The sequence below is a fragment of the Porphyromonas sp. oral taxon 275 genome, from assembly GCF_018127745.1.
GTDB lineage: Bacteria > Bacteroidota > Bacteroidia > Bacteroidales > Porphyromonadaceae > Porphyromonas.
Window position 1 is genome coordinate 1929801 of the sequence record NZ_CP072333.1, and the last position, 23105, is coordinate 1952905.

General features: G+C 59.6%; 15 protein-coding genes, 2 tRNA genes and 1 pseudogene. 1 reads left to right on the forward strand and 17 read right to left on the reverse strand.

Going from position 1 to position 23105, the window contains the following annotated elements:
* Positions 1 to 295 precede the first annotated feature (295 nt).
* The 17 genes and pseudogenes from rpoC to J4862_RS07855 all read right to left on the reverse strand — a co-directional run bounded on the left by rpoC (position 296) and on the right by J4862_RS07855 (position 20362).
* Positions 296 to 4660 carry a DNA-directed RNA polymerase subunit beta' gene (gene rpoC / locus J4862_RS07780; protein WP_211788539.1) on the reverse strand — a complete coding sequence of 1455 codons (4365 nt, stop codon included), beginning with the start codon at positions 4658 to 4660 and terminating at the stop codon, positions 296 to 298.
* A 110-nt stretch (positions 4661 to 4770) separates the two neighbouring features.
* Positions 4771 to 8583: a DNA-directed RNA polymerase subunit beta gene (gene rpoB, locus J4862_RS07785; protein ID WP_211788540.1), complete on the reverse strand. Its 3813-nt coding sequence runs from the start codon at positions 8581 to 8583 to the stop codon at positions 4771 to 4773.
* 120 nt (positions 8584 to 8703) lie between these two features.
* On the reverse strand, positions 8704 to 9072 hold the full coding sequence (gene rplL / locus J4862_RS07790; protein WP_211788541.1) for a 50S ribosomal protein L7/L12: 369 nt from the start codon (positions 9070 to 9072) through the stop codon (positions 8704 to 8706).
* Positions 9073 to 9120: 48 nt separating this feature from the next.
* Positions 9121 to 9627, reverse strand: a complete 507-nt coding sequence (rplJ, locus tag J4862_RS07795) for a 50S ribosomal protein L10 (protein WP_211788542.1) — start codon at positions 9625 to 9627, stop codon at positions 9121 to 9123.
* Between the two features lie 17 nt (positions 9628 to 9644).
* Positions 9645 to 10340, reverse strand: coding sequence for a 50S ribosomal protein L1 (gene rplA, locus J4862_RS07800; protein ID WP_211788543.1), 696 nt, complete (start codon positions 10338 to 10340; stop codon positions 9645 to 9647).
* 17 nt (positions 10341 to 10357) lie between these two features.
* On the reverse strand, positions 10358 to 10798 hold the full coding sequence (rplK, locus tag J4862_RS07805) for a 50S ribosomal protein L11 (RefSeq protein ID WP_211788544.1): 441 nt from the start codon (positions 10796 to 10798) through the stop codon (positions 10358 to 10360).
* A gap of 65 nt (positions 10799 to 10863) precedes the next feature.
* Positions 10864 to 11415 carry a transcription termination/antitermination protein NusG gene (gene nusG / locus J4862_RS07810; protein ID WP_211788545.1) on the reverse strand — a complete coding sequence of 184 codons (552 nt, stop codon included), beginning with the start codon at positions 11413 to 11415 and terminating at the stop codon, positions 10864 to 10866.
* A gap of 27 nt (positions 11416 to 11442) precedes the next feature.
* The gene (gene secE / locus J4862_RS07815; RefSeq protein ID WP_211788546.1) at positions 11443 to 11649 is read right to left on the reverse strand and encodes a preprotein translocase subunit SecE; all 207 of its coding nucleotides are present in this window, start codon (positions 11647 to 11649) and stop codon (positions 11443 to 11445) included.
* Between the two features lie 15 nt (positions 11650 to 11664).
* Positions 11665 to 11737: transfer RNA gene (locus J4862_RS07820), tRNA-Trp, on the reverse strand.
* Between the two features lie 55 nt (positions 11738 to 11792).
* Positions 11793 to 12980, reverse strand: a complete 1188-nt coding sequence (tuf, locus tag J4862_RS07825; RefSeq protein ID WP_211788547.1) for an elongation factor Tu — start codon at positions 12978 to 12980, stop codon at positions 11793 to 11795.
* Positions 12981 to 13047: 67 nt separating this feature from the next.
* Positions 13048 to 13122, reverse strand: a tRNA-Thr gene (locus J4862_RS07830).
* 519 nt (positions 13123 to 13641) lie between these two features.
* A complete protein-coding gene (locus tag J4862_RS07835) occupies positions 13642 to 16800 on the reverse strand; it encodes a type I restriction endonuclease subunit R (protein ID WP_211788548.1) in 3159 nt (1052 codons plus the stop codon).
* 202 nt (positions 16801 to 17002) lie between these two features.
* A complete protein-coding gene (locus J4862_RS08875; RefSeq protein ID WP_256438144.1) occupies positions 17003 to 17134 on the reverse strand; it encodes a hypothetical protein in 132 nt (43 codons plus the stop codon).
* Positions 17135 to 17542: pseudogene (locus J4862_RS07840) on the reverse strand (restriction endonuclease subunit S); the annotation flags it as partial. It abuts the gene before it with no gap.
* Positions 17542 to 18186 (reverse strand): restriction endonuclease subunit S, encoded by a 645-nt coding sequence (locus J4862_RS07845; protein ID WP_211788550.1) that lies wholly within the window; start codon positions 18184 to 18186, stop codon positions 17542 to 17544. The pseudogene J4862_RS07840 and the gene J4862_RS07845, both read right to left, overlap by 1 nt.
* On the reverse strand, positions 18183 to 18791 hold the full coding sequence (locus tag J4862_RS07850) for an ORF6N domain-containing protein (protein ID WP_211788551.1): 609 nt from the start codon (positions 18789 to 18791) through the stop codon (positions 18183 to 18185). The genes J4862_RS07845 and J4862_RS07850 overlap by 4 nt, the downstream gene beginning before the upstream one ends.
* Positions 18788 to 20362: a type I restriction-modification system subunit M gene (locus J4862_RS07855; RefSeq protein WP_211788552.1), complete on the reverse strand. Its 1575-nt coding sequence runs from the start codon at positions 20360 to 20362 to the stop codon at positions 18788 to 18790. The genes J4862_RS07850 and J4862_RS07855 overlap by 4 nt, the downstream gene beginning before the upstream one ends.
* A 1637-nt stretch (positions 20363 to 21999) precedes the next feature.
* On the opposite strand from J4862_RS07855, the gene J4862_RS07860 reads away from it, so the two are divergent.
* Positions 22000 to 22830 (forward strand): oxidoreductase, encoded by an 831-nt coding sequence (locus tag J4862_RS07860; protein ID WP_211788553.1) that lies wholly within the window; start codon positions 22000 to 22002, stop codon positions 22828 to 22830.
* The last annotated feature ends 275 nt before the right edge of the window (positions 22831 to 23105 follow it).

The window sequence follows — 23105 nt, forward strand, 5'->3', positions numbered from 1 at the left end:
GTGCGTAGCCCTGCAAGGGCGACCAAACCCTGGGTAAGCCATAAGACCTAAAGGAAAGAGCCCTACAGGGGCGACCCTCCAAACGCTTAAGCGAATGCTGGCGAGCGCTGTCCCCCCTAAGCGACAGCACGAGGGAAGCTCCCTTATCCTTAGCACAGATGAGGCACAAGGCAAGGGAAGGCAGCAGCCCTAGCCCTGCGGCGGAGGCCGCGGCTAGGAAACAAAAGCGCCCGAGCGGCTGCCTTCCCCTAGGGGAGGACAGCCGCTCGGGCGTTCTTGGCTGATGGTGCGGAGCTTACTCGGCCTTGGCTAGGACGGCATCCTCAGCGGCGTCGTCGAAGGAGGCAGAGGCAGCCAGCGCCAGCTGGTGCTCGCTCTCGGGCATGACCACGAGGCGCTTGTACTCGCGCAGACCCGTACCTGCGGGGATGAGGTGACCGCAGATGACGTTCTCCTTGAGCCCTTCGAGGGTGTCGACCTTACCGTTGATGGCGGCGTCGTTGAGCACCTTGGTCGTCTCCTGGAAGGAAGCAGCGGACATGAAGCTCTTGGTCTGCAGCGCGGCGCGCGTGATCCCCTGAAGGATCTGACGAGCCGTAGCGGGCTTAGCCTCACGTACCTCGACGAGGCGGAGGTCACGGCGCTTGAGCTGGCTGTTCTCATCACGCAGACGGCGCAGGGTGACGATCTGACCAGGCTGGAGCGTCTCGCTGTCGCCAGCGTCGACGACTACGACCTTGCCCCAGAGGCGGTCGTTCTCCTCCATCACCTCGAGCTTGTCAGCGATCTGCTGCTCGAGGAAGAGCGTATCCCCTGGATCGAGGACCTCGACCTTGCGCATCATCTGGCGGACGATGACCTCGAAGTGCTTATCGTTGATCTTCACGCCCTGAAGACGGTAGACGTCCTGTACCTCATTGACGATGTACTCCTGGACGGCCGTCGGGCCCTTGATCTCGAGGATGTCGGTAGGCGTGATCGCACCATCGGAGAGCGGCATACCAGCGTAGACCGAGTCGCCCTCCTGGACGAGGAGCTGCTTGGAGGTAGGTACGAGGTACTTACGCTCAGCGCCCAGCTTGGTGGTGACGATGACCTCACGATTACCACGCTTGAGGCTCTTGCCGAAGGAGATGACGCCATCGACCTCAGCGACCACTGCGGGGTTGGAGGGGTTGCGCGCCTCGAAGAGCTCGGTGACACGAGGCAGCCCCCCAGTGATGTCACCCGCCTTGCTGGCAGAGCGGGGGATCTTCGCCAGCGTCTCCCCGACGTGGACCTCAGCACGGTTCTCCTGCACGAGGTGAGCACCTACAGGGAGGTTGTAGCTCTTGACGATGTTGCCCGCGGCGTCCTCGATGTGGATGCCTGGGATGACGTTACGGTCCTTGGACTCGGTGATGATGAGGTCACGTACGCCCGTAGCTTCGTCGACGTCCACACGATAGGTCGAGCCCTCGATGAGATTGTCGAAGATGACGCGCCCTGGCACTTCGGTGATGATGAGGGCGTTGAAGGGGTCGAACTCAAAGAGGACTTCGCCCTTCTTGACCTCCTGCCCTTCGGCGAAGAAGAGCTTGGCACCGTAGGGCACCTTGATGGAGCGCAGGACCATCTTGGTGTTCTTGTCCAGCAGCTTGAGCTCGGTCATGCGGCTGACGACGATGTCGTAGCTGGGCTGACCTGCCTCGTGGCTGCCCTCGACGACACGCAGGTCATCGAAGGAGACGATCCCGTCGTACTTGGCGGCGACATTATTGCGCGTAGCGACGTTGGAGGCAACCCCCCCGACGTGGAAGGTACGGAGCGTGAGCTGGGTACCAGGCTCCCCGATGGACTGAGCGGCGATGACCCCGACGACCTCACCCTTCTGGACGAGGATGTTGGTGGCCAGGTTACGGCCGTAGCACTTGGCGCAGACGCCCTTCTTGGACTCACAGGTGAGCACGGAGCGGATCTCGACCTGCTCGATGGGCGAGGCCTGGATGCGCTCGGCGGCAGCCTCACGGATCTCCTCACCAGCACGGACGAGGACTTCGCCCGTCGAGGGGTGGATGATGTCGTGGACGGACACACGGCCCAGGATACGCTCGTAGAGGGTAGCTACTACCTCGTCGTCGTTGTCGGGCTTGGTGAGCTCGGTAGCCACGAGGCCACGCAGCGTACCGCAGTCCTCCTCGGTGACGATGACGTCCTGCGAGACGTCGACGAGACGACGCGTCAGGTACCCAGCGTCCGCCGTCTTGAGGGCGGTATCGGCAAGACCCTTACGGGCACCGTGGGTAGAGATGAAGTACTCGAGCACGGAGAGCCCTTCCTTGAAGTTGGAGAGGATGGGGTTCTCGATGATCTGTCCGCCATCGCTACCGCTCTTCTGAGGCTTAGCCATCAGACCACGGATACCGGAGAGCTGACGGATCTGTTCCTTCGAACCACGAGCCCCAGAGTCCATCATCATGTAGACGGAGTTGAAGCCCTGGTTGTCCTCACGCAGGTGCTTCATCAGGATGTTGGTCAGCTCGCTATTGACGTGCGTCCAGGTGTCGATGATCTGGTTGTAGCGCTCGGTGTTGGTGATGAACCCGCCGCTATAGTTGCCCATGATCTCCTCGACATCCTCGTAGCCCTTGGCGATGAGCTCGGCCTTCTCCTCGGGGATGATGACGTCACCGAGGTTGAAGGACAGACCGCCCTTGAAGGCCATGTAGTACCCGAGGTTCTTGATGTCGTCGAGGAACTGTGCCGTCGTGGCGACCCCGCAGACCTTGATGACGCGGCCGATGATGTCGCGCAGCGACTTCTTACCGAGAACCTCATTGACGAAGCCTACCTCCTGGGGTACGTACTCATTGACGAGCAGGCGACCCATAGAGGTCTCGACCATGTGACGGACGGGTGCGCCATCCTGGACATCGTCGACGTAGACCTTGATCGGAGCGTGGAGATCGATCTTGCCCTCGTTGTAGGCGATCGTAGCCTCCTCTACGCCGTAGAAGGTATAGCCGTCGCCCTTAGCACCGGGGCGCAGCTTGGTGATATAGTAGAGCCCGAGCACCATGTCCTGCGAGGGGACGGTGATGGGGGCGCCGTTGGCAGGGTTGAGGATATTGTGCGAGGCGAGCATCAGCATCTGTGCCTCGAGGATAGCCTCGTTGCCGAGGGGGAGGTGGACAGCCATCTGGTCACCGTCGAAGTCGGCGTTGAAGGCCGTACAGGACAGTGGGTGCAGCTGGATAGCCTTACCCTCGATCATCTTGGGCTGGAAGGCCTGGATACCGAGGCGGTGCAGGGTTGGAGCACGGTTGAGCAGCACAGGGTGGCCCTTCATGACGTGCTCGAGGATATCCCACACGACAGGATCCTTGCGGTCGACGATCTTCTTAGCGCTCTTGACCGTCTTGACGATGCCGCGCTCGATGAGCTTACGGATGACGAAGGGCTTGTAGAGCTCAGCAGCCATGTACTTAGGCAGACCGCACTCGTGCATCTTCAGCTCAGGGCCGACGACGATGACCGAGCGGGCAGAGTAGTCGACACGCTTACCGAGGAGGTTCTGACGGAAGCGGCCCTGCTTCCCCTTAAGGCTATCGGAGAGCGACTTGAGGGGACGGTTGTTGTCCGAGCGTACGGCGCTGGACTTACGCGAGTTATCGAAGAGGGAGTCTACCGCCTCCTGCAGCATACGCTTCTCGTTGCGCAGGATGACCTCGGGCGCCTTGATCTCGATCATGCGCTTGAGGCGGTTGTTACGGATGATCACACGACGGTAGAGGTCGTTGAGGTCAGAGGTAGCGAAGCGTCCCCCATCCAGCGGCACCAGCGGGCGCAGATCGGGTGGGATGACGGGGAGCACCTTCATGATCATCCACTCGGGGCGGTTGATATGCTTGGAGGCACGGAAGCTCTCGACGACCTGCAGGCGCTTCAGAGCCTCGTTCTTGCGCTGCTGCGAGCCGTCAGTGCTGGCGCGGTGACGGAGCTCGTAGGAGAGCGAGTCGAGGTCGAGGCGCAGGAGCATATCGTAGATAGCCTCGGCACCAGTCTTACAGATGAACTTATCGGGGTCGCTGTCCTCGAGCTGGTCGTTGCCGGGGTATTCGGCATCCAGGTAGTCGAGGTACTGCTCGTACTGATCTTCGCTGAAGACGGGGTTTGGATCCTTCTCCAGGGACTTGGCAGCGGACTCATGCGTCAGCTCGTCGTTGATGCGTGCAGCCAGCACCCCAGGCTGGATGAGGACGTAGCGCTCGTAGTAGATGATGGACTCGAGCTTCTTTGCCGACATACCCAGGAGGTATGCCATCTTGTTGGGCAGCGTACGGAAGTACCATACGTGGGCTACGGGCACCTCGAGCTTGATGTGCCCCATGCGCTCACGGCGTACCTTCTTCTCCGTGACCTCGACGCCGCAGCGGTCACAGACGATGCCACGATAGCGGATGCGCTTGTACTTACCGCAGTGGCACTCGAAGTCCTTGACGGGACCGAAGATGCGCTCGCAGAAGAGGCCGTCACGCTCGGGCTTGTAGGTACGGTAGTTGACGGTCTCCGGCTTGAGCACCTCACCGCTGGAGTTCTCCAAGATCTCCTCTGGGGAGGCCAGAGATATCCGAATCTGTGAGAAGTTACTCTTTATCTTATTGTCTTTCTTGAAAGCCATAATCGGGATGGAAAATAATCTGTAGACTCCTGCCTTTGCCCTCAGCCCCTAGCTGCTCCCCCACTCTAAGCAGGGTCAGCGGCTAGGGGCGTGGGCCTAAGGATTCGGATTTATTCGAGGGAGAAGCTGAGGCCAAGACCCTTGAGCTCGTTCAGCAGGACGTTGAGCGACTCGGGGATGCCTGGCGTAGGCATGGGGTCCCCCTTGACGATCGCCTCATAGGCCTTGGAGCGGCCGTGGACATCGTCCGACTTGATGGTCAGGATCTCCTGAAGGATGTGCGAAGCACCGAAGGCCTCAAGAGCCCAGACCTCCATCTCCCCGAAGCGCTGGCCACCATGCTGGGCCTTACCCCCGAGGGGCTGCTGCGTGATGAGCGAGTAGGGACCGATGGAGCGCGCGTGCATCTTGTCATCGACCATGTGACCGAGCTTGAGGAAGTAGGTCACACCAACGGTCGCGGGCTGGTCGAAGCGCTCACCCGTACCCCCGTCGTAGAGGTAGGTCTTACCGTTGCGAGGCAGGCCAGCCTTGTCCGTCCAGGCGTGCATATCGTCGAGCGAAGCACCGTCGAAGATAGGTGTGGCGAACTTGCAGTCCAGACGACGACCCGCCCAAGCTAGGACGGCCTCGAAGATCTGACCGAGGTTCATTCGCGAAGGCACCCCGAGCGGGTTGAGGCAGAGGTCCACAGGCGTACCATCCTCGAGGAAGGGCATATCCTCCTGACGGACGACCTTGGAGACAATACCCTTATTCCCATGACGACCGGCCATCTTATCCCCGACCTGGATCTTACGCTTCTTGGCGATGTAGACCTTGGCCATCTGGATAATCCCGGAGGGGAGCTCGTCGCCCATCGTCTCGTCGAGCTTCTTGCGGCGGAGCTCGGAGTCGTACTCCTTAGACTTCTTGAGGTAGTTGGCGATGACCTCAGCGATGAGCTTGTCTGTATGCTCGTTGCCCGTCCAGCTCGATACGAGGATCTCGTTGTAGTCGAGGCTCTCGAGCTCGGTGCGGGTGAACTTGGCCCCCTTGCGGATCTTCTCGATGCCGAGGAAGTCCTTGACGCTGTTCTTGCAGGTCTTGCCCGAGGTGAGCTTATAGAGCTTGTCGATGAAGCTGTCACGCAGCAGGCCCTGACGCTGCTCGCCCTTGGCGTCGAGCTGAGCGACGACCTCCTTGAGCTCGGCGCGGCTCTTCTTACCCGCCTTGGAGTAGAGCTTGGTGTCGATGACTACCCCGCGCAGCGAAGGCGTGGCCTTGAGCGAAGCATCCTTGACGTCGCCTGCCTTGTCGCCGAAGATGGCGCGCAGCAGCTTTTCTTCAGGCGTAGGATCAGACTCACCCTTAGGCGTGATCTTACCGATGAGGATGTCCCCAGGGTTGACACGCGCCCCGACACGGATGATCCCGTTCTCATCGAGGTTGCGTGTAGCGTCCTCCCCGACATTGGGGATGTCGCTGGTGAGCTCTTCCATCCCACGCTTGGTCTCACGGACGTCGAGGCTATACTCGTCGACGTGCACCGAGGTGAAGAAGTCCTCACGGACGAGGCGCTCGTTGAGCACGATAGCATCCTCGTAGTTGTAGCCCTTCCAAGGCATGTAGGCAACCTGCACGTTGCGGCCAAGCGCCAGCTCTCCAGCCTGGGTCGAATAGCCCTCGGTCAGGATATCGCCGTGCTCGACACGCTGCCCCTTGTGGCAGATGGGGCGCAGGTCGATCGTCGTGCTCTGGTTCGTCTTACGGAACTTGGGTAGGTGGTAGGTCGTGATGGGATCCTCGAAGCTGACGAAGATCTCGTCCTCGCTGCGGTCGTAGCGGATCTTGATGCAGGTAGCGTCTACGTAGACGACCTCACCCGAGCGCTCGGCGACGACCTGCGTGCGGGAGTCGCGTACCAGCTGAGCCTCGATACCCGTACCGACGATAGGAGCCTCGGGGCGGAGGAGGGGGACAGCCTGGCGCATCATGTTCGATCCCATGAGGGCACGGTTGGCATCGTCGTGCTCTAGGAAGGGGATGAGCGAGGCAGCTATGGAGGCGATCTGAGTAGGAGCGACGTCCATCAGCTGGACCTCCATGGGGTGTACGACGGGGAAGTCGGCCTCCTTACGCGACTTGACGGCGTCGCGGATGAAGCGGCCTTCGTCGTCCAGCGGAGCATTCCCCTGAGCTACGATCAGGTCTTCCTCTTCCTCTGCGGTGTAGTACTTCAGCGAGTCGTCAGAGAAGTCCACACGCCCCTCCTCTACCTTGCGGTAGGGGGTGGTGATGAAGCCGAGGTTATTGATCTTGGCGTAGACGCAGAGCGAGGAGATCAGACCGATGTTTGGTCCTTCTGGCGTCTCGATAGGACAGAGACGGCCGTAGTGGGTATAGTGTACGTCACGGACCTCGAAGCCGGCACGCTCACGCGACAGACCGCCAGGGCCGAGGGCCGAGAGGCGGCGCTTGTGCGTGATCTCGGCCAGAGGGTTCGTCTGGTCCATGAACTGCGACAGCGCGTTCGTCCCGAAGAAGGAGTTCACGACCGAGGACAGGGCCTTGGCGTTGATCAGATCAGTGGGGACGAAGACCTCATTGTCGCGAACGTTCATACGCTCACGGACGGTGCGGGCCATACGTGCTAGGCCGACGCCGAACTGATTGTAGAGCTGCTCACCCACGGTACGCACACGGCGGTTGGAGAGGTGGTCGATATCGTCGACGACCTCCTTGGAGTTCACCAGCGCGATGAGGTGCTTGATGATGGCTACGATATCCTCGTTGGTCAGGACGCGGATATCGGGATCGATTTCAAGGCCGAGCTTCTTATTGATACGGTAGCGGCCGACCTCGCCGAGGTCATAGCGCTTGTCCGAGAAGAAGAGGCTCTTGAGGACCTCACGTGCGCTCTCCTCGTCGGTAGGCTCCTGGTTGCGGAGCTGACGATAGATGTAGTAGAGAGCGTCGTGCTCGGAGTTACAGGGGTCCTTCTGCAGCGTGTTGAAGATGAGGCTGAAGTCTAGGGCATCCTCAGCCTTATCCTTATGCAGGAGGATAGTCTTATTGCTGGACTCGAGGATCAGCTCGATGTTATCCTCCGTCAGGACGGCCTCACGGTCGACCAGCACGGTGACGCGCTCCAGCGAGACGACTTCACCCGTGTCCTCATCGCTGAGGTCATCGATGTAGGTCTTGGTGACGCGGCCTGCCAGACGGCGGCCGATGCACTTCTCCAGCTGGGTGCGGCTGACCTTCACCTCCTCGGCTAGGTCGAAGAGATCCAGGATATCCTTATCCGTCTCGATACCGATGGCACGAAGGAGCGTCGTCATAGGCAGCTTCTTCTTGCGATCGATATAGGCGTACATCACATTGTTGGTATCGGTGGCGAACTCGATCCAAGAGCCCTTGAAGGGGATGATACGTGCCGAGTAAAGTGGCGTACCATTGGTATGGATGCTCGAGCCGAAGAATACCCCGGGCGAGCGGTGGAGCTGAGAGACGACGACGCGCTCCGCACCATTGATGACGAAGGTCCCAGCATCCGTCATATAGGGGATGTAGCCCAGGAAGACATCCTGGACCGTCGTGTCAAAGTCCTCGTGGTCGGGATCCGTACAAGAGAGCTTGAGCTTTGCCTTGAGGGGCACACTATAGGTCAGCCCACGGCTAAAGCATTCCTCAATGGTGTACTTCGGGGGATCGACATAGTAGTCGAGGAATTCGAGGACGAAGTTATTGCGCGTATCGGCAATCGGGAAGTTCTCGTTGAAGACGCGGTAGAGTCCTTCGCTCTTACGCGACTCGGTAGCTGTGTCCAGCTGGAAGAAGTCGCGGAAGGACTTCAATTGGACCTCGAGGAAGTCTGGGAACTCCAGGGGGTTCTTGATCGAGGCGAAGTTGACTCTCCGTGATTGAGGATTAGCGGCCATCTATATATCTGAGTGATGTGATAGTACGGATTCGTTATTCTAAGACACGAAAAGGTTAAGACCCCCCTCGCAGGGGGTCTTAACCATAATCACCTGTAGGACAGGTGGTATAGCGTTAGCTTACTTCAGCTCTACTTCAGCGCCGGCTTCTTCGAGAGCCTTCTTCAGCGCTTCAGCCGTAGCCTTGTCTACGCCCTCCTTGACAGGAGCGGGAGCAGCGTCTACGATGTCCTTAGCTTCCTTCAGACCGAGGCCGCACTGTTCCTTAACAGCCTTGACGACCTGAAGCTTAGCAGCACCTGCGCTCTTGAGGATCACATCGAAGGAAGACTTTTCTTCTTCCTGAGCGCCTTCAGCGGGGCCAGCAACCACTACAGCAGCTGCTGCGGGTTCGATTCCGTACTCATCCTTGAGGATAGCTGCGAGTTCGCTTACTTCCTTTACCGTCAGGTTTACTAGCTGTTCGGCAATTGCTTTGATATCTGCCATGTCGATTGATTATTTCGTTGTTGTTGATTCTTGTTACTGTATAGGGGCTTACTCAGCTGCAGCTTCCTCTGCCTTGTCCTTGTTCTCAAGCGCAGAGACCACGTTGCGGATAGGCGACTGGAGGAGCGCGACGACGTCGGCGATGAGCTCTTCCTTGCTCTTGATAGCGACGAGCTCAGCGAGCTGGTCAGCACCGTAGAAGCCAGTCTCAGCGTAGGCAGCCTTGAGGCGCAGCTTCGACTCTTCCTTCTTATCCTTAGCGAAGTCCTTGATGATCTTGGCGGGGGCGTTTGCTACCGTGGTGAACATGATAGCGGTGTTGCCCTTCAGTGCGCTGTAGAGGGTAGCGAAGTCCGTCTCAGCCTCAGAAAGCGCCTTGCGTAGGAGCGTGTTCTTAGCTACGACGAGCTTGATCCCACCCTTGTTGCAGGCACGACGGAGCAGAGCCGTCTTAGCTGCATCGAGACCTTCGATGTTGGTCAGGTAGAAGTGTGGATACTCGTTGAGGTAGCCCTTGAGCTGCTCTACTACAAGTCCTTTATTTTCCTTTCTCATGATTTCTTCCTTTGCTATTATTCTTCTACGGACTTAGGATCGATCTTGATACTTGGACTCATCGTGCTGGAGAGATAGATGCTCTTGACATAAGTCCCCTTGGCAGCCGTAGGCTTCAGGCGGATCAGCGTAGAGATGATCTCATGCGCATTGTCGTAGATCTGCTCCGCAGAGAAGGATGCCTTACCGATGGAGGTATGGACGATACCCGTCTTGTCGACCTTGAAGTCGATCTTACCCGACTTCACGTCCTTGACAGCGGCGGCGATATCGTTGGTCACCGTACCACTCTTGGGGTTAGGCATGAGGCCACGAGGACCGAGGACGCGACCGAGAGCACCGATCTTACCCATGATAGCGGGCATGGTGATGATGACATCGATCTCCGTCCAGCCACCGCGGATCTTTTCGATATACTCGTCGAGTCCTACATAGTCAGCACCTGCCTCCTTAGCTTCAGCTTCCTTGTCAGGAGTACAGAGGGCAAGTACACGTACCTGCTTACCCGTACCGTGAGGCAGAGTGACGACGCCACGAACCATTTGATTTGCCTTGCGAGGATCGACACCGAGGCGGACATCCACGTCTACGGAGGCGTCGAACTTGGTCGTGGTGATCTCCTTGACCAGTGCTGCTGCTTCCTTCAGTGAATAGCTCTTCCCGGGCTCGATCTTAGCGAAGGCCTCCTTGCGCTTTTTCGTAAGTTTGCTCATTTTCGTCTTGATCTATATTAGTTACCGGGGAAGTCGCCCTTAACGGTGATACCCATACTGCGAGCCGTACCAGCAACGATCTTCATCGCAGCCTCGACAGTGAAGCAGTTTAGGTCAACAATCTTATCCTGTGCGATCGCGCGGACCTGATCCCAAGTGAGCTCAGCTACCTTGTTGCGGTTGGGCTGTGCCGAGCCGCTCTTGAGCTTAGCCACTTCCTTCAGCTGGACAGCTACGGGAGGGGTCTTAACGATGAAATCAAAGGACTTGTCAGCATAGTAGGTGATCACTACAGGGAGCACCTTACCAGCCTGGTCCTGAGTTCTGGCATTGAATTGCTTGCAAAACTCCATTATATTGATCCCCTTAGCACCCAGTGCAGGTCCTACGGGAGGTGAGGGGTTTGCAGCCCCACCCTTAATTTGCAATTTTAGTTGTCCAGCAACTTCCTTAGCCATTGTTTTACTCTTTGACTATTACACACTTAGTAAATAGTGCAAAAGAATAGCCTGCGTAACCAGCGCTACTCTTTAACCACCTGCGAATAATTAAGCTCCAGCGGAGTCTTACGCCCGAACATCTTGACCATCACACGCAGCTTCTGCTTCTCGGGAGTGACCTCCTCGACCGTCGCTTCGTAGTTGGCAAAGGCCCCATCGATGATGCGTACGACATCACCCACATAGAGATCGATCTCGTAGACCCCTTCCGAATCGGCCATCTGGTCGGCTCTGCCTAGGATCTGCTCCACCTCTGAGCGCTTGAGGGGCTCGGGCTCTCCACCACGCTTAGCACCCAGGAAGCCGATGACGTTGGTCATATTGCGCAGCGTGTGCGCGACATCACCGACGAGGACAGCCTCGATGAGCACGTAGCCGGGGAGATAGGGGCGCTCCTTGATGACCTTCTTGCCGTTACGCTGAGAGACGATCTTCTCTGTGGGGATAAGCACCTGAGAGACATACTGACCCAAGCTCGTAAGCTTCATCTCTGCCTCGATCTGCTCCTTCACCTTCTGCTCCGTGCCGCTGACGGCGCGTAGCACATAGAATCTCTTTTCTCTTACTTCAGACATAAACTGCTCTTGGTCTCTAGGGTAGCGCTAGGCTCCGATCGTGCTATACACCAGCTTCAGGATGGTCTCGAATGCCTTGTCCATCCCTAAAACGACTATAGCGATGATGAGGGAAGCAACCATCACCACCACAGCGCTATTGGTAAGCTCCGACCACGTGGGCCAGCTCACCTTCTGCGTAAGCTCGACATACGAGTCGCGGAACGCGGCTCCTATCTTTTTTGTGAAACTCATTATCGCTTTATTTAGCACGGGTTGAGAGACTCGAACTCCCGACACCTGGTTTTGGAGACCAGTGCTCTACCAACTGAGCTAAACCCGTAGGAGAGAGGGGCAGCAGCGGAGGCTGCTACCCCTCTTCTTTGTTTGGCCTCTTCTTAGTCGAGGATTTCGGTGATCTGACCCGAACCTACCGTACGGCCACCTTCACGGATAGCGAAGCGAAGACCTACAGAGCAAGCTACTGGGTAGATGAGCTCAACGTTGATCTCAACGTTGTCACCAGGCATCACCATTTCTACACCTTCGGGGAGGGTGATCTCACCGGTTACGTCGAGCGTACGGATGTAGAACTGAGGACGGTACTTGTTGTGGAAAGGCGTGTGGCGACCACCTTCTTCCTTCTTCAGGACGTAGACACTAGCCTTGAAGCGAGAGTGGGGCTTGACCTGGCCAGGCTTAGCGATGACCATACCACGCTTGATTTCGTTCTTGTCGATACCACGGAGGAGGAGACCGACGTTGTCACCAGCCTGACCTTCGTCGAGGATCTTACGGAACATTTCGACACCCGTTACGACAGACTTCAGACCTTCTGCACCGAGGCCGATGATCTGAACTTCGTCACCCGTGTGGATAACACCCGTTTCGATACGACCCGTTGCTACCGTACCACGACCCGTGATGGAGAACACGTCTTCGACGGGCATGAGGAAGGGCTTATCGATGTCACGAGGAGGCAGGGGGATCCAGGTGTCAACGGCATCCATCAGCTCCATAACCTTCTCTTCCCACTGGGGCTCGCCATTGAGCGCACCGAGGGCAGAGCCACGGATGACGGGCGTTTCATCACCGTCGAAGTCGTAGCTGGAGAGCAGCTCGCGCATGTCCATTTCGACGAGCTCGAGCATTTCTTCGTCATCGACCATATCGCACTTGTTCATGAAGATGACCAGGCGAGGTACGTTGACCTGACGAGCCAGAAGGACGTGCTCACGCGTCTGAGGCATAGGACCATCCGTAGCAGCTACTACAATGATAGCACCGTCCATCTGAGCAGCACCGGTAACCATGTTCTTCACATAGTCAGCGTGACCTGGGCAGTCAACGTGAGCGTAGTGACGGTTAGCCGTTTCGTACTCTACGTGCGAGGTGTTGATCGTGATACCGCGTTCCTTTTCTTCGGGAGCGTTATCGATCGAGTCGAACGAACGGAGTTCGGAGAGACCGCGCTTAGCAAGCACCGTGGTGATTGCAGCGGTAAGGGTCGTCTTACCGTGGTCGACGTGACCGATCGTACCGATATTTACGTGCGGTTTCGATCTGTTAAAAGTTTCTTTAGCCATAACTAAAATATCTATTCTTAAGAAATATGCTCGATGTGAGCGTCTAGATACTCCACGTCCGACTCTTTGGAGCCGATGTCGGGACTTGAACCCGAGACCTCTTCCTTACCAAGGAAGTGCTCTACCGCTGAGCTACATCGGCTTGTCATGCATGCGTATCTGTGGAAGACGCCTCTCCCTAATAGCGTGAGCCTCACTGGACTCTTGGGCTATTTTCGCCTGCAAATATACAAACTTTTCTCAACATACCAAACGCACAAGCAATTACCGCCTGCACGCCGCCCTCCCACGCTCCCCTAGCCTCCTCTATCTCTTGACGCACCGCCTCCCTAAGGCTGGGAGGGAAGCACCGCCTCTAGGCTCTCGCCGCGCGCTCCTACGCTCTATATATAATGGAGCAGAATGCTCTCCCCTCACCCCAAGCAGGCGCTTGCCCGCCTCTCCCTTCGAGGACAAGCTCCCCTAAGGGCCACGCCCGCGCTCCGCCCATTAGCCTCGGGGCGCGCTGAGGGATATCCGTGAGGCCTCGTGAGGGCTATCGATCAGCGAGCCGAGGGACGGCAGTCAGCGCGCTGATGGATATCCCTCAGCGCGGGGGCAAACTACAGTGATGACTGCAAGGGTAAGGAAAGGGAAAGCAAAAGGGAAAAGCGAGCGCGGCCTACTCGTCCTCAGGATCAAGCGCCGAGGGATCGAGGAGCTCGCCCCCGATCTGCTTGTAGGTATCCACGAGGCGCTCGACCCGCTCGAAGATACGCCGCAGCCGCTGCAGGTAGCCTGGATTCTTGACAAGCGGAGCTGGGGGCAGGATCTCACTAAAGTCCGTTCCCAGGTCGGAGGCATACTCCTGGTGTAGCGCAGCAGCGATATACCGTCGTGCCTCCTGGGGGCGCAGCCCCTCCTCGCTGATGAGCTCCTCGACCTCCTGCTCCTTGCGGTCTCGGGCATAGGCATAGAAGGCACGCACCAGCGTCTCCTTGTCGGGGATGCTGTCTAGATCCTGCCCCTGGATGAAGTCAGTGATCAGTCCCTCCTTGGCTCGGTGCTCTACGCTCGCACGCACCACGCGGCGCAGCTCTTCGATGAGCCCTTCCTTACTCTTCTTCTCCTTGTAGTAGTCAAAGAGCAAGCTCAGCAGGTAGTCCAGCGTGATCTCCTGGCTCTTGAGGAGCTCGATCTCGAAGGTCACTCCTGACCAGTCGACTGCTGGGGTAGGCGATGGGGTATCGTCCTCCTCGCCTCCTGTTGAGGGCGTAGCAGAGCGGCGCTTGCGGAGGATGTCCTGGTAGGTCGATCTGTAGTCCTGCGTATCGCGATGGCTGAGCAGCTCGGTCTCTACCAGCTCCTGCAGCTCCTCCTCGCTCAGTCCATAGCGCTCCTGGATACGAGCACGTCCCTCGGTATCCTCGGGCTGCAGCGCCTCGAGCTCACGGCAGGCCGTATACTGGTCATAGTTGCGCAGCCTGTGTTCCATCCTCAGATAGGCACCGAAGAGCACCACGAAGTCGTACTCTGCCTGTTCCCCCACGATAGCCTTAGGGTCGGGGAAGCTGCTGCGCAGCTCACCGAGCAGCTGCTGATAGCCGGGCTGGAAGGTGCCCGAGGCATCCTCATAGCCGTGCATGTAGTCCCCATAGCCAAGCTCCAGCAGTAGCGTGGTCTCCTTACCCAGGCTGTCGCTGAAGAGGCGCAGCGCTTCGTTCGTCGCCCCCTCGAGGTCTCGGAAGCAGACGATATTCCCGAAGGCCTTCGTCTCGTTGTAGATACGGTTGGTGCGGGAGAAGGCCTGGATCAAGCCATGATAGCAAAGGGGCTTATCCACGAAGAGCGTATTGAGGCACGGCGCGTCGAAGCCCGTGAGGAACATCCCCACCACGAGCAGCAGGTCTACCTCCCCTGCACGCGTCCGCTTCGCCAGGTCACGGTAGTAGTTCTGGAAGGAGGCGCTATCCAGCCCATAGTTCGTGCCGAAGTAGCCGTTATAGTCCTTGATGGCCCGCGCGAGGAACTCCCGATTCGACAGCTCCAGCAGCTCGGGATCCGCCCCCTCGTCCGCGATCGAGCCCTTCGGTTGTACCGGCTCATTGGGCTGGACGGAGAAGATCGTCGCCACACGCAGCGGCCGATCGAGTCCCTGCTGCAGCTGCTGCAGCTCGTCATAGTAGACGCGTAGGGAGTCGATACTGTCGACGGCGAGCATCGCATTGAAGCCGCCGCGGCCGCTCACCGGGCGGTGGGTCTTGCGGGGATACTGCTCGAGGATATAGCGACAGATCTGGCGGATGCGCTCGGGGCTCCTTAGCCCGACGTTCGCCCCAGGGAGTGCATCCACCTCCTCAGGCGAGGCGCGCTCCAGATCACGGAAGGCAGGGCGCACATCATTATAGTCGACCTTGAACTTCAGCACCTTCTCATCCCGTATCGCATCGGGCAGGATATAGCGGTGCAGGCAGGGACCGAAGACCAGCTCCGTCGTCTGGTCCTCGACCGCGTTCTCCTTGAAGATGGGCGTCCCCGTAAAGCCGAACTGATAGTAATAGCGGAAGCGAGTCTGGATGAGCTGCTGCGCCTCGCCGAACTGCGAGCGGTGCGCCTCGTCGAAGATCAAGACCACCTGCTGCTCGTAGACGGGGAGCTCCGCCTCCCCACGCAGTAGGCGCGTGAGCTTCTGTATCGTCGTGACGATGATCTTGCGGTCAGTGCGCTCAAGGTTGAGCTTCAGGCCGCGCGTGCTGTCCGATCCATTGACGCTGTCGGGCGAGAAGCGCTGGTACTCCCGCATCGTCTGGTAGTCCAGGTCCTTGCGGTCGACGACGAAGAAGACCTTATCCACGAAGTCCAGCTGCGTGGCTAGCTGGGCGGCCTTGAAGCTGGTCAGCGTCTTGCCCGAGCCCGTCGTATGCCACACGTAGCCGCCCGCCTTGGGAGTGGACCAGGCCTTTTGCAGCCAGGCGTTGCGCACCTTGCTGAGGATGCGCTCGGTAGCCGCCACCTGATAGGGACGCATCACCAGCAGCGTATCCGTCGTATCCAGCACCGTGTAGGTCAGCAGCAGCGAGAGCAGCGTGCGCTGCCCGAGGAAGGTAGCGGTGAAGTCCCGCAGCTCCTTGATCGGCTGGTTGTCTACCAGCGCCCAGTTCATGGTGAAGTCATAGCTACTCTTCTCTCGGCGCGTCGTGGCGGCGAAGTAGCGGGTATCCGTCCCGTTGCTGATGACGAAGAGCTGTACGTAGCGGTAGAGCGAGCTCTCCCCGTGGAAGCTCTCGCGACTGTAGCGGTGGATCTGGTTGAAGGCCTCACGTATGGCCACCCCGCGCCGCTTGAGCTCGAGGTGCACCAGCGGCAGCCCATTGACGAGGATCGTCACGTCGTAGCGGTTCGTCCGCAGGCCCGTCTGCTCGAGCTGCGAGATGACCTGCAGCTTGTTGCGCCGCTGGTCCTGCTTATCGACCAGGCGGATGTTACCCAGGTGCCCATCATCGTAGACGAAGTCATAGATATAGTCATCGTAGAGCTTACGCGCCTTGGCCACGGCATCCTCACCGGGCTTGTCGAGGTATTCGTCCACGAAGCGCTGCCACTCGGCCTCGTTGAAGCTGATGCCATTGAGTGCCTCCAGCTGCCGCCTCACGTTGGCCAGCAGCTGTGCGGGGGTCTTGATCTCGGGGGCATACTCGTAGCCCTGCGCCACGAGATCGGCGATCAGCTCGCGCTCTAGCTCGGCCTCACTCTGATAGTGATCGCCCGAGCGCGCTACGGGGGTGTACTGGTCGAGGACAATATAGTCGGGTGCCTCTGCGATGGGAGTGTACTGCTTCATTTCTGGCCTTACTTGCTTTTGATGGTAGCTTATGCTTAGGAGGCTCCTTGCTGCCCCCAGGGGGATGCGGGGCTCCCTTACGTACGTATATATATGTAGTAGTAGCACCCCGTCCATAGACCGCGCTGGCGACTGGGGTTGGGGCGGTCCGCATAGAGGCCGCCCTATGAGAGGGGGCTCCTGTGAGGGTAGACGGAGGAGATCAACTAGCGTCAGCCTCCCTCGGGAAGGAGAGCAGCTGGTCTCTGTAGTAGGCGTACTGCTGGCGGCGCAGCTCGATCTCGCGGGGCAAGCCCTCCGTCAGCGAGCTGGTCAGCGTATCGAACTCGTCCAAGAGCCGCACGATGCGCTCCTGCTCCTCTAGCGGAGGGATGGGGATGGGGAGCCTCTCAATTCTATGTTTGGGCAGATGGGCTGGTATCGCTTCTGTTGCCAGTGAGTATATCTCTCCTTGACGTGCCCTAAGGAAGTGGAGTAAGAAACGATTATCAAGCTCCAGATGTGGGAACACCGAGTAGCAGACATCGTTCGCCCAAAAGTCCGTCTCTTGCCAGTCCACATAACCAGCCGTCCCATATTGAGCTATGGTTATAGTCTCTGCCTTCCTGTTAGACTGAGAGAAATATCCCAAAGGTTTAGTCCCTCCACTTACTACAGGGTAAGCCCCATTAGCAGTCAGCTGCGACTTTGTGACCCTATCACCTCGCCTGATAGACGCCACCTCACCGAGGGGTCTATACACTATTTTACCCCCCCCCCCCCGCGGTTCGTGAACTTTAACAATTCATCTCGGTAATGGGCGTACTGAGCCCGCCTCGCCTCCAGCTCCGCCTCCAGCTCCGCTGTCAGCGAGGTGAACGAGTCGAGGATACGAACTATCTCCGCCTGCACCGACAGCGGAGGAATAGGGATGACAACCTTGGCAAGATCGGTTGCCGATACATCAATAACCTTGGTCCCTTTTGCCAGCTTACGCTTCTGCTGATAGAACTCATCGGTCATCGTATAATAAACTAGATACTTCCCCAAAAGTTGGTTCGACGGCCTAAAGGTACAAGCATGCCCACCTATCACCCCCTGCTCCTCCACTAGATACAGTAGAGCCTTACAGACGTCATCGATATTCTCGCTGGTGTTGGTAATGATGACATCCCCGTAATCTACCTTACGCAGCTTACTGGCAACCTCCTCTGTAACGTAGGATAGAGTCTTCTCCACCGAGGCCTTGTAATAGGTATAGATCTGCCCGTAATGGATGGCGGGAACCCCTGTCTCACAAAGGTCTTTCTTCTGTAGCCCCGAGCCTCGGGTGAATACTCCCACCTCGCCGAGGGGCTTCCAGACGACGGGCTGGCCTTGCAGTAGCTGCTCTATGTACTTGATCATGATTCCGAGGGCTCTGTTTTCTTGACCCGCTTGACGGTGTGCTTGATCTTACCGATGAAGAAGTTCAGCTCCAGTGTGGACTCGGTCTCCGTCGTCTCGAGGTCGGGCATGACGATATCCGTGAGCACCTGGCCGAAGTGCTCCAGCTTCTCCCGATGCCGCGGCACATCGCGCTCCTCATGGAGCTCGACGAGCTCGCGCCTGAGGCTGCGCACCTGGGCAAAGGTCTCGATGATCGCGAAGGTCACGGCCGTAGCAGCGCGCCCACGGAGCACGGTGGCCAGCATGTAGAGCCCCTTCTCGGTGAAGACCTTAGGCAGGGCGCGCGTCTTGGGAGAGAGCTTTGTGGCCGTTTTCTTCGTCCGCAAATCCGCGACCTCCTCCTGCGTGAGGACGAACATATAGTCCTCGGGGAACTTGTCCGGATTGTTGCGCACGGCCTCGTTGATGCGCTTCGTCTCCACCCCGTAGAGGGCGGCCACGTCGGCATCGATGATGACCTGCTGCCCACGCAGCGAGAGGATATGCTGCTGTACGCGCTGGGTGAGGAGCTCGAGCGAGGTGCGCGCTCCTCCTCCCTTGCGCTCAGTGACGAGCTGGCTCATGAGGCAGCTCCCTCCTCCTCGAGCGCCGCGATGATCTGGTCTATCCCTCGACGCAGCTCGTCGATACGCACCACACGCTGGCGGAGCTCCTCGTTGAGCGCGCGGATGTCGATAGCCTCACGCGTGTCCCGCGCCTCGATATAGCTTGAGACGGAGAGGTTGAAGTCCTGCGCCGCCACCTCCTCAAAGGGGACGGAGCGCGCTACATGCGGCTCCTCCTCGGAGCTGGCGAAGAGCTCCTCTATGCGGTTGATGTGCTCGGGACGCAGGACGTTGTTATTCGTCTCCTTGCTATAGAAGTCCTCCCCACTGGCGTCGACGAAGCGTATGGCGCGCGTGGACTTGGCCTTGGAGAGGGTCATGATGTTCACCGCGATAGAGGTGCCGTAGAAGAGGTTGGGCGGGAGGGCGATGACGCTCTCCACATAGTTGCCCTCCACCAGCCAGCGGCGGATCTTCTGCTCCTTTCCCCCGCGGTAGAAGATCCCTGGGAAGCAGACCACGGCGGCACGCCCGCGCTCGGAGAGGCGGTCGAGGATGTGGAGGATGAAGGCATAGTCCGCTTTGGAGCGCGGCGCCAGCACCCCCGCGGGGGCGAAGCGGTCATCATTGATCAGCGTGGGATCCGCGTCCCCCACCCAGTTCACCGAGTAGGGAGGGTTGGACACGATGGCGTCGAAGCCTAGGCGCGGCTTATGGGCAGGGCGCAGGAGGGTATCCCCGTGCTGGATGTCGAACTTGGAGTAGTTGACCCCGTGCAGGAACATGTTCATCCGCGCCAGGTTGTAGGTCGTCAGGTTGATCTCCTGCCCACAGTAGTTCCCGCTGAAGCGTCCCTGACGCTCCAGATGCCGCGCCTGCAGCAGCAGCGAGCCCGAGCCACAGGCGGGATCGTAGATGCTGCGCACCTCCCGCTGCCCGTGCACCGCCAGCCGCGCGATGAGGCGTGAGACGGCCTGCGGGGTGAAGAACTCGCCCCCCGACTTGCCGGCATTGGCTGCATAGTTGCCGATGAGGTACTCATAGGCGTCGCCGAAGAGGTCGATCTGCGCCTCTCCGAAGGGACCGAAGTCCAGCTCCGCCACGCCCTGCATGACGGCCAGCAGGCGGCGCGTCTTCTCCTGCACGGTGTTCCCCAGGCGGGTGCTCGTGGTATCGAAGTCAGCGAAAAGCCCCTGCAGCTGCTTCTCGGAGGGATAGCCCAGAGCCGAGCCCTCGATGGCATTAAAGATATTCTTGAGGCGCGTATTGAGGTCGGTATCCTGCGCCGCCGTACGAATGACATTGCCGAAGAGCTGGCTGGGGGCGATGTAGTACCCCAGGCGGCGAACGATCGTATCACGCTCGACCGCGCTGATCTCCTCGTCCGCCATCTGGGTGTAGCCTATCGAGCTATCGCCGCCCTCCACTGTGAGGACGAACTGCTCGCTGATGAAGCGATAGAAGAGCATGCCGAGGACGAACTGCTTGAAGTCCCATCCATCGACCGCCCCGCGTACCTCGTTGGCCATCTTCCATATCTGCGCATGCAGCTGCGCGCGCTGGTTCTGTGCCAGCTGTGTATCTTGCATCTGTAGTCACTCTTGGTCTATCGCCCAGGCCTAGCGGCTGCGGCGCCTCGTCTCGCGCTCGAGGCAGCGCATGCGCTAAGGCACCAGGGGGCTAATGATCCCTATCTATTACCTAGCGGTAAAGATACGGCGAATCGCCAAGACAGCAGCCTCGGGGCGCGCTGAGGGATATCCGTGAGGCCTCGTGAGGGCTATCAGTCAGCGAGCCGAAGGACGGCTGTCAGCGCGCTGAGGGATATCCCTCAGCGCGGGGGGCTGGTAAGAGTCAAGCTGAGCCGCGGGAGCACAGAGTACCGCGAGAGGCAAGCCGCAGCGTGGTCGGGAGACCTAGGAGCAGGGTGCTACGGACTTCTTGAGGGTCGCCCCTGCAGGGCTTCATGGCTATTTATCTAGGCTACCCAGGGTTTGGTCGCCCTTACAGGGCTACGCACCCTGGGCTTTGGGAAAGGATCGCCCCGCTGGGGCTTGCGCAGCCGCTAGCGCCCTACAAGCAGGAGGGTACAAGGGGGAGGAAGCCCCTTAGGATGGATCAAGTCATAAAGCGTAAGGGGAGCTAGGAAGCTACAGAAATAAGCTGCGGGCATAGCAGAGCAGGAGGACTAGCCTTGCCTCCTCGTACTCCGTGCCCCAAGCCCCGATAGGGGCGATCCCTCCAAAGCCCAGGGTGCGTAGCCCTGTAAGGGCGACCAAACCCTGGGGCCTCAGGAGAGCTAGCCTTGCCTCCTCATACTCCGCGCTCCAAGCCCCGATAGGGGCGACCCTTCCAAAGCCCAGGGTGCGTAGCCCTGTAAGGGCGACCAAACCCTGGGGACGCAGGAGGACTAGCCTTGCCTCCTCATACTCCGCGCTCCAAGCCCCTATAGGGGCGACCCCTTCAAAGCCCAGGGTGCGTAGCCCTGTAAGGGCGACCAAACCCTGGGGACGCGGGAGAGCTAGCCTTGCCTCCTCATCCTCCGCGCTCCAAGCCCCTATAGGGGCGATCCCTCCAAAGCCCAGGGTGCGTAGCCCTGTAAGGGCGACCGAACCCTGGGGACGCAGGAGAGCTAGCCTTGCCTCCTCATACTCCGCGCTCCAAGCCCCTATAGGGGCGACCCCTCCAAAGCCCGGGGTGCGTAGCCCTGTAAGGGCGACCAAACCCTGGGGACGCGGGAGAGCTAGCCTTGCCTCCTCGGACTCCGTGCCCCAAACCCCTATAGGGGCGACCCCTCCAAAGCCCGGGGTGCGCAGCCCTGTAAGGGCGACCAAACCCTGGGGACGCGGGAGAGCTAGCCTTGCCTCCTCGGACTCCGTGCCCCAAACCCCTATAGGGGCGATCCCTCCAAAGCCCAGGGTTCGCAGCCCTGTAAGTGTAAGGGCGACCAAACCCTGGGGACGCAGGAGAGCTAGCCTTGCCTCCTCATGCTCCGCGCTCCAAGCCCCGATAGGGGCGACCCCTCCAAAGCCCAGGGTGCGTAGCCCTGTAAGGGCGACCAAACCCTGGGGACAGCAGCACCAATAAGGACAGAGCCCCACAGGGGCGACCCTGCATACGGGCGGCGGGCAGCCGCGGGGGGGCTTCGTCGCGCGGGGGAGGGGCGGGCGGGACATTAGCCCTATCTTTGGGGGCGAAGAAAGCTACAGAAGCAAAGGACAGCAGTATGAGTAAAAAGCAAGCTAAGGTCATCCTCATCACGGGCGCCAGCTCGGGCATAGGGCGCGTCAGCGCCGAGCGCCTCCTCCGTGAGGGCCACATCGTCTACCCCCTTGCCCGCCGCCTCGAGGCCATGGAGCCCCTTCGCGCCCTCGGGGCCCACCCCCTACACCTGGACGTCAGCGACGAGGCCGAGGTGCGCGCCGTCGTCGCCCAGATCTTCGCCGCCGAGGGACGTATCGACGTGCTGTGGAATAATGCGGGCTTCGGCCTCTTCGGCCCCCTCGAGGACGTCCCCCTTACGGAGGCACGCCGCCAGCTGGAGGTCAACCTCCTGGGGCTCGCGGCGATGACGCAGGCCGTCCTGCCCTATATGCGCCAGGCGCGCCGCGGCCTCATCCTCAATACCTCCTCCATCGCGGGCAAGATCCACTTCCCCCTCGGGAGCTGGTACCACGCCAGCAAGCACGCTGTGGAGGGCCTCAGCGACTGCCTGCGGCTGGAGCTGCAGCCCTTCGACATCGAGGTCGTGCTGCTGGAGCCGGGCTTCATCGCCACCTCCTTTGGCAGCGTGCTGCGCGATGAGACGGGGCGCTTCACCGCGGGGAGTGCCTACCGTGCCCTGATGGAGCGCGTCAGGGAGCAGAGCCACCGCAGCGATACGGGCGGCGGCGGTTCGTCCCCCGAGCGGGTGGCTGCCGTCGTTAGCCAGATCGTCCGTGCGCGCCGCCCGAGGACGCGCTACCGCGTCGGCCAGTTCGCCACGACCCTCCTCACGCTGCGCGCCCTGCTCCCCGATAGGCTCTTCGACCGACTGATGCTCCGCCAGCTACGCTAGTCGGGGCAGGCCCCGAGCGCTAAGCACTTCGCCCCTTAGCCCAGGCCCCCCAGCGCTTGGACTAAGGGGCGAAGCCCTTTACTCCCTTCCCCTAAGCCGCTCTGCAGCCTGCGCAAGGGGCGAGCCGTCCAAGGGAGCGTAAGCCGTGAGGACAGGGCCCCGAGTGCTGCCCCACCCTCGCGCGGGTTCCCGCAGCGGCTGGTGAGCGGCAGGGAGCCTAGGCCTAGGGCAAGGCTCGAGCGTCATGCGGCTACCCCCGCGCACGCAGTACCTAC